Origin of the sequence: Achromobacter piechaudii NBRC 102461, assembly GCF_001571245.1 — a bacterium.
GTDB classification, from domain to species: Bacteria; Pseudomonadota; Gammaproteobacteria; order Burkholderiales; family Burkholderiaceae_B; genus Achromobacter; species Achromobacter piechaudii.
In genome coordinates this window covers 1-2,966 of the sequence record NZ_BCTK01000021.1, presented here as the reverse complement: position 1 = coordinate 2,966, position 2,966 = coordinate 1, and the positions used below count along the sequence as shown (strand labels likewise).

The following is a 2,966-nucleotide window of genomic DNA, read 5'->3' as shown; positions in this document are numbered from 1 at the left end:
CGCAAGATAGTCGAACGGAATGGAAAGTCCGGCCGTAGCAGGTGATAGCCCTGTAGATGAAATCTTGTGTGTGGAACTAAGCGTAAGACAAGTAGGGCGGGACACGTGAAATCCTGTTTGAAGATGGGGGGACCATCCTCCAAGGCTAAATACTCGTGATCGACCGATAGTGAACCAGTACCGTGAGGGAAAGGCGAAAAGAACCCCGGAAGGGGAGTGAAATAGATCCTGAAACCGTATGCATACAAACAGTAGGAGCCTCCTTGTGGGGTGACTGCGTACCTTTTGTATAATGGGTCAGCGACTTACATTCAGTGGCAAGGTTAACCGAATAGGGAAGCCGTAGCGAAAGCGAGTCCGAATAGGGCGATTCAGTCGCTGGGTGTAGACCCGAAACCAGATGATCTATCCATGGCCAGGTTGAAGGCACGGTAACACGTGCTGGAGGACCGAACCCACTAATGTTGAAAAATTAGGGGATGAGCTGTGGATAGGGGTGAAAGGCTAAACAAATCTGGAAATAGCTGGTTCTCTCCGAAAACTATTTAGGTAGTGCCTCAAGTATTACTGCGGGGGGTAGAGCACTGTTATAGCTAGGGGGTCATGGCGACTTACCAAACTATGGCAAACTCCGAATACCCGCAAGTACAGCTTGGGAGACAGAGCACCGGGTGCTAACGTCCGGACTCAAGAGGGAAACAACCCAGACCGCCAGCTAAGGTCCCGAATTATCGCTAAGTGGGAAACGAAGTGGGAAGGCATAGACAGTCAGGAGGTTGGCTTAGAAGCAGCCATCCTTTAAAGAAAGCGTAATAGCTCACTGATCGAGTCGTCCTGCGCGGAAGATGTAACGGGGCTAAGCGATAAACCGAAGCTGCGGGTGTGCACTTTTAGTGCACGCGGTAGGAGAGCGTTCTGTAAGCCTGCGAAGGTGGCTTGTAAAGGCTGCTGGAGGTATCAGAAGTGCGAATGCTGACATGAGTAGCGATAAAGGGGGTGAAAAGCCCCCTCGCCGTAAGTCCAAGGTTTCCTGCGCAACGTTCATCGGCGCAGGGTGAGTCGGCCCCTAAGGCGAGGCAGAGATGCGTAGCTGATGGGAAACTGGTTAATATTCCAGTACCGTCGTACAGTGCGATGGGGGGACGGATCGCGGAAGATCATCAGGGTGTTGGATGTCCCTGTTGCTGTATCGAAGATGGCGCTTAGGCAAATCCGGGCGCGTAAATCAAGGGTATGGCACGAGCGAGCATTGCTTGCGAAGTGATTGGAAGTGGTTCCAAGAAAAGCCTCTAAGCTTCAGCTGTACGAGACCGTACCGCAAACCGACACAGGTGGACGGGATGAATATTCCAAGGCGCTTGAGAGAACTCAGGAGAAGGAACTCGGCAAATTGATACCGTAACTTCGGGAGAAGGTATACCCCGGTAGTGTGAAGCGCCTGCGCGCTTAGCATGATGGGGTCGCAGAGAATCGGTGGCTGCGACTGTTTATTAAAAACACAGCACTCTGCAAAGACGAAAGTCGACGTATAGGGTGTGACGCCTGCCCGGTGCCGGAAGGTTAAGTGATGGGGTGCAAGCTCTTGATCGAAGCCCCGGTAAACGGCGGCCGTAACTATAACGGTCCTAAGGTAGCGAAATTCCTTGTCGGGTAAGTTCCGACCTGCACGAATGGCGTAACGATGGCCACACTGTCTCCTCCTGAGACTCAGCGAAGTTGAAGTGTTTGTGATGATGCAATCTACCCGCGGCTAGACGGAAAGACCCCATGAACCTTTACTGTAGCTTTGCATTGATCTGTGAACCGGCCTGTGTAGGATAGGTGGGAGGCTTTGAAGCGTGGTCGCTAGATCACGTGGAGCCATCCTTGAAATACCACCCTGGTTTGTTTGCGGTTCTAACCTTGGTCCGTTATCCGGATCGGGGACAGTGCATGGTGGGCAGTTTGACTGGGGCGGTCTCCTCCCAAAGTGTAACGGAGGAGTTCGAAGGTACGCTAGGTACGGTCGGAAATCGTGCTGATAGTGCAATGGCATAAGCGTGCTTGACTGTGAGACTGACAAGTCGAACAGGTGCGAAAGCAGGACATAGTGATCCGGTGGTTCTGAATGGAAGGGCCATCGCTCAACGGATAAAAGGTACTCTGGGGATAACAGGCTGATACCGCCCAAGAGTTCATATCGACGGCGGTGTTTGGCACCTCGATGTCGGCTCATCTCATCCTGGGGCTGTAGCCGGTCCCAAGGGTATGGCTGTTCGCCATTTAAAGAGGTACGTGAGCTGGGTTTAAAACGTCGTGAGACAGTTTGGTCCCTATCTGCCGTGGGCGTTGGATACTTGACGGAGCCTGCTCCTAGTACGAGAGGACCGGAGTGGACGTACCTCTGGTGTACCGGTTGTCATGCCAATGGCATTGCCGGGTAGCTAAGTACGGAAGAGATAACCGCTGAAGGCATCTAAGCGGGAAACTCGTCTGAAGATTAGGTATCCCGGGGACTTGATCCCCCTAAAGAGTCGTTCGAGACCAGGACGTTGATAGGTCGGGTGTGGAAGCGCAGTAATGCGTTAAGCTAACCGATACTAATTGCTCGTGAGGCTTGATCCTATAACACTGATGGTTATTGACCTGGTGATATAGCGTTCCAAGTGTCGTTCAATACAAAATCTGGCTGCACCGTCAGCAGCCAGCCAACACCAATTACACCCCCCTGTGCATGATCATCGAGCTTGTCTCTGATCATCCACACGTTGTGTTTCTTCCCAGATTGGAGCCGTTGCGTTAACCCGCAGCCGCTCAACCAGTTACGCCTGACGACCATAGCAAGGTGGTACCACTCCTTCCCATCCCGAACAGGACAGTGAAACGCCTTCGCGCCGATGATAGTGGACGGACGTCTGTGAAAGTAGGTCATCGTCAGGCTTTTATTGCGCAAAACCCCACAGGTGATCCTGTGGGGTTTTGTTTTT

The 2,966-nt window shown here is 52.4% G+C and carries 2 rRNA genes; both read left to right on the top strand.

Annotation, left to right across the window (positions count from 1 at the left end):
• A 23S ribosomal RNA gene (locus tag API01S_RS29070) occupies positions 1-2,604 on the top strand; the annotation flags it as partial.
• Between the two features lie 202 nt (positions 2,605-2,806).
• Positions 2,807-2,919: ribosomal RNA gene (gene rrf / locus API01S_RS28590) — 5S ribosomal RNA — on the top strand.
• The last annotated feature ends 47 nt before the right edge of the window (positions 2,920-2,966 follow it).